Source organism: Halalkalibacterium halodurans, from assembly GCF_004376175.1.
Lineage (GTDB): Bacteria > Bacillota > Bacilli > Bacillales > Bacillaceae_D > Halalkalibacterium > Halalkalibacterium halodurans.
Genome location: NZ_SNUY01000066.1, coordinates 20,878 through 24,446, shown reverse-complemented (window position 1 = coordinate 24,446; position 3,569 = coordinate 20,878). Strand labels below are relative to the sequence as shown.

At 42.9% G+C, this 3,569-nt stretch carries 8 protein-coding genes; 2 read left to right on the top strand and 6 right to left on the bottom strand.

Annotated features, from left to right (window positions below):
• Positions 1–83 precede the first annotated feature (83 nt).
• From E2L07_RS21060 to E2L07_RS17075, 4 genes are all read right to left on the bottom strand, one after another.
• Positions 84–722, bottom strand: a complete 639-nt coding sequence (locus E2L07_RS21060; RefSeq protein ID WP_243854985.1) for a helix-turn-helix domain-containing protein — start codon at positions 720–722, stop codon at positions 84–86.
• 52 nt (positions 723–774) lie between these two features.
• A complete protein-coding gene (locus tag E2L07_RS20945) occupies positions 775–936 on the bottom strand; it encodes a hypothetical protein (protein WP_166740113.1) in 162 nt (53 codons plus the stop codon).
• Positions 937–1,182: 246 nt separating this feature from the next.
• Positions 1,183–1,686 (bottom strand): NUDIX hydrolase, encoded by a 504-nt coding sequence (locus tag E2L07_RS17080; protein WP_338121503.1) that lies wholly within the window; start codon positions 1,684–1,686, stop codon positions 1,183–1,185.
• Positions 1,676–1,909, bottom strand: coding sequence for a hypothetical protein (locus tag E2L07_RS17075; protein WP_010897156.1), 234 nt, complete (start codon positions 1,907–1,909; stop codon positions 1,676–1,678). Before E2L07_RS17075 ends, E2L07_RS17080 begins: the two co-directional genes overlap by 11 nt.
• A gap of 202 nt (positions 1,910–2,111) precedes the next feature.
• Between E2L07_RS17075 and E2L07_RS17070 the strand changes: the two genes are divergently transcribed.
• On the top strand, positions 2,112–2,552 hold the full coding sequence (locus E2L07_RS17070; protein ID WP_134230161.1) for a hypothetical protein: 441 nt from the start codon (positions 2,112–2,114) through the stop codon (positions 2,550–2,552).
• 16 nt (positions 2,553–2,568) lie between these two features.
• Complete coding sequence (locus tag E2L07_RS17065) at positions 2,569–2,784, top strand: hypothetical protein (RefSeq protein WP_134230160.1); 216 nt, start codon at positions 2,569–2,571, stop codon at positions 2,782–2,784.
• A gap of 51 nt (positions 2,785–2,835) precedes the next feature.
• Here the strand turns inward: E2L07_RS17065 and E2L07_RS20940 are convergent, their stop codons facing one another.
• Positions 2,836–3,012, bottom strand: a complete 177-nt coding sequence (locus tag E2L07_RS20940) for a hypothetical protein (protein WP_166740112.1) — start codon at positions 3,010–3,012, stop codon at positions 2,836–2,838.
• Between the two features lie 25 nt (positions 3,013–3,037).
• A partial coding sequence (locus tag E2L07_RS21325) for an IS630 family transposase (protein ID WP_243854984.1) occupies positions 3,038–3,569 on the bottom strand: 532 nt, incomplete at its 5' end.

Here is a 3,569-nt window from a genome sequence, read left to right as displayed (position 1 = left end):
CCTTCACACCTTTTAATCCGGGCAAATCCATGGTAAAATTCATCGTACACGCAGCTCCTATCCTTTCTTTGTTTCTCAACAATTCAAGGATAATGGATAAAGGAGCCTGCGTGCATTTTTTTTGCCCTCTTTTGTGCAAAAACCCCAACATTTATTGTAGAGCCACATTTATTGTAGAGCCTTTTAAACAGTCGGCTAAAGTAAAGGGCATCCAAGTATCCGATGCTCTCAGCAATGTCAGCGATGCTACTGTTGCTCGAGACGAGAAGGTTTTTTGCCCGTTTTAATCGGTACTGAATGAGATAATCGATCGGAAACATACCGATGTATTTCTTAAACAAATAAGAAAACGGTTTAACTCCCATGCCGCTCATATCGGCTAATTTTTTCACCGTCATCGGCTCCATATAATGATGGTGGATATATTCCACCACTTGCTCAATCACCAGTTGACTTTCCCGATTTAACCGATTCCGCGCACAAATCAACATGTCATGAAAGATCGTGTAAAACAATGCTTTCGCTTGGATTTTAGGAAAATTTCCAGGGGTGCTTTTAATTCGATGCAACAGGTCTAGCTTTTCGGTAATCGCCAAATTTTCACCGGGATCCAGTAAAAAGTGGGAATCCGTATCATTCCGGTGGTTTGATCGTGCATGAAGCGTATAATGAATCAGACAATATTCAAAAGCTGCCGTTCCTACTTTGACGATCAGCTCCATATTTTTGCCACCATGAACGACTTTCCCCGGGGTGAGATGATAAGCAGTTCCGTTAAATACAAACGACGCCTCCCCTTTTAACGGATTTTGGGGTCGGATACGCACGCGTATGTCCGAGAACACGCCCTGCTTCTAAAGTCGTTCGGTACACCCCGTCAACGGTTAAAAAACCGCTGGCAAATTGCCCGGCAAGCTCATTTAAATCGACATCCACTGCCAACCCACCCTTTCTATGTCAATCGCCTCAGCCGTTCCTGCTTAAGCTCTATATCATAGGAAAACCGTCCCTCTTATACTTGGTCAATAGACAGGAAATCTTTAAAATTGCCTGTTGCTCTATGACTTTATCGCCTTGTCGATTCGGTTCACAACCTCTTCATAAAATGACGGTTCGTGGGGAACAAAATGCTCCCATCCTACCTTTTCAAGGACGGGCATTTTTTCACCGCTCTCGTTTTGTTTAAAGCCTTCTATGACAACTTCCTCTTTTTTTTCGCAAACAAAACATATAAAAATCTGCGAATCGCACTCGAACCATCCCTGCGACTTCCTCACGCTGTAAGCGAAAATCAGTAAACGTGATGCCATCTTGATACAAAAACACATGGGCTCGCTCTTGATCGATTAACTTCTCTCGTGTCACGCTATATTTCATGATCCCTAAAGGCTTGAGCACTTCAAATGAAACCGCGATTCCCGTTTCCTCATACACTTCCCGTACCCCATCCTGAACGGCTTCATTGGCAAGTAGGTGTCCCGCCGCTGTAATGTCCAATAAGTTCGGATAATCCTTCTTCTGCTCGCTGCGGATTTGCAAATAGAGATAGTGCGTATCATCTTCTTTGGTCATAAACCAACAGTGAAACGTTTCATGCCAAAGCCCGCGGGCATGGACTTCCTCACGAGTAGCCACACCAATGGGATTGCCATCTTCATCGAAAATCTTCAGTCGTTCACTCTCCATCGCTTCCTCCTTTCGTGCGGTCTATTTGTTGTACAAATGATTGATACGCTTCTGATGTTAAGACCGTTTCAAAAAATCGATTTTTCTCTCTACGATACATCTCCATCTGCTTTCCATGAAATTGCTCTTTCAAGCGATTATACTTACGAAGAAAATCGGGATGGCTCTCTTGAAAGCGAGTCCATTCCCAAAATAAATCGAGCTCTGAGGAAATGACCGTCAATGAGGTGGTTGCTTAACCAGACATAATTTTACCAATAAATAGTTGGCACGTTACGATACGTAGATTACTTTATACTATAGATGACAATAAATTCCTGTCATCGCAACTCCCTTTTTATTATACAGTCTATCCCATGACTCGTCCTTGAAAAGATCGTTCAGGGAAAACCCATTGTCCATCCCCCTTTAAGGAGCGAATAAAAATGAAGCTAAGACAGGTAACGCTAGCAGCCTTACTCGTGTTCATCGTTTCAGGTTGCGGAAAAACGACCGGTCAAGCAGAAGTAGAAGTCGATTTGTTATCAGGCCAGCCAAATCCGACATGGGCATTGGCAGCAGAGGAAATAGACGAGATGACATCATTGATCGAGCAGCTACCAGCAGACCATTCGGCCGAGTCTAGTAAAGAGATAGTTCTTGGATTCCGTGGCTTTATCATTCGTGGACTGACCTTGCCAGATATTGATGAGGATCATTCGATTATCGTACTGTCCGAACGAGTGATCATCGAGACAAACGGGGAAACAGCCTTCACCTTAGTTGACGAGAAGGGCATCGTTTATAAAAGATTACGAGAATTAGCCAAGTCCCAACTCTCTGACGATTTACTCAACTCCATACCGAATGAAGCAAATGAACAATAGAAAGGTAGTGAAAGCATTGTCCACTACGAAAATGTATGGTTTCGTCCTCATCGGCTTAGCTCTCCTCTTTTCCGCACTGGTGATCATGCTCGCGATTTTATCCCAAGCCGTTGAGAAAACCACTCCTTCCCACTATGTACATTGGATTCATTATATTGATCCACTTGTTTATGTATGTGTATTCGTCCCTTTAGGAATTGGAATCCATCTTCTCGTTAAAAAAGATGGATAATCTACTGGTGGAGTAAGCTTTGTCACTCCACCAGTAGATTTTAGCCTCTATTTAATGATGGGCGCCTCCGCCGGTTTCACTTTGTCCAGAGTCCTCCTCCAATGATTCAAGCTCTTCTTCTGATACGTCACCGACGATTAGCCGTTCCGTCGGCATAACATGGAGACCCCGCGCCGTCACATGGGCTTGGACAAAATAGATGCCGTCTTCGAGAAATTCGTACTCCACCAGATATATAAGTTGAATTTATCTTTTACAATTGCACACACAATCGGTCAATGACTTTTTCAGGTGTGTCGTTCAACTCACGAATAAAAGCTTGCACATTCCTGCGAATCTCTTTGACAGATGAATAAAAAACGTTATAAATAACATCTGATTTGAGCCACTTCCACAGCCCTTCCACTAGATTTAATTCAGGACTGTAGGGAGGCAAAAACACCAACTCTAAACGATGTTGGTTTTCACTTAAGAAAGGTTGGATTAGCTTCGCATGATGAATACGGGCATTATCCAGAATCATGACGATTTTGCCAATTGGATAGCGTTCAAGTACCTTTTGAAGAAAACGGAGAAACGCTTCTGCATCATACCGTTCTTCTTCTACACAAAACACATCACCTGTTTCGTAGTTAAGTGTACCGATGAGTTTGACACCTTGATGCTTTCCGTAAGTGGGAATGATTCGCTGCTTACCTTTTAAAAACCATGTATACTGAAGGGCTTGGTAATCACGAATCATGGATTCATCCTGAAATAGAAGATGATCAATATCCTCATTTAAA

Excerpts from the sequence above, each read along its gene's own strand:
- E2L07_RS21060 (WP_243854985.1), bottom strand. The coding sequence starts at position 722 with ATGGAGCTGATCGTCAAAGTAGGAACGGCAGCTTTTGAATATTGTCTG.
- E2L07_RS17080 (WP_338121503.1), bottom strand. The coding sequence starts at position 1,686 with ATGGAGAGTGAACGACTGAAGATTTTCGATGAAGATGGCAATCCCATT.
- E2L07_RS17070 (WP_134230161.1), top strand. The coding sequence starts at position 2,112 with ATGAAGCTAAGACAGGTAACGCTAGCAGCCTTACTCGTGTTCATCGTT.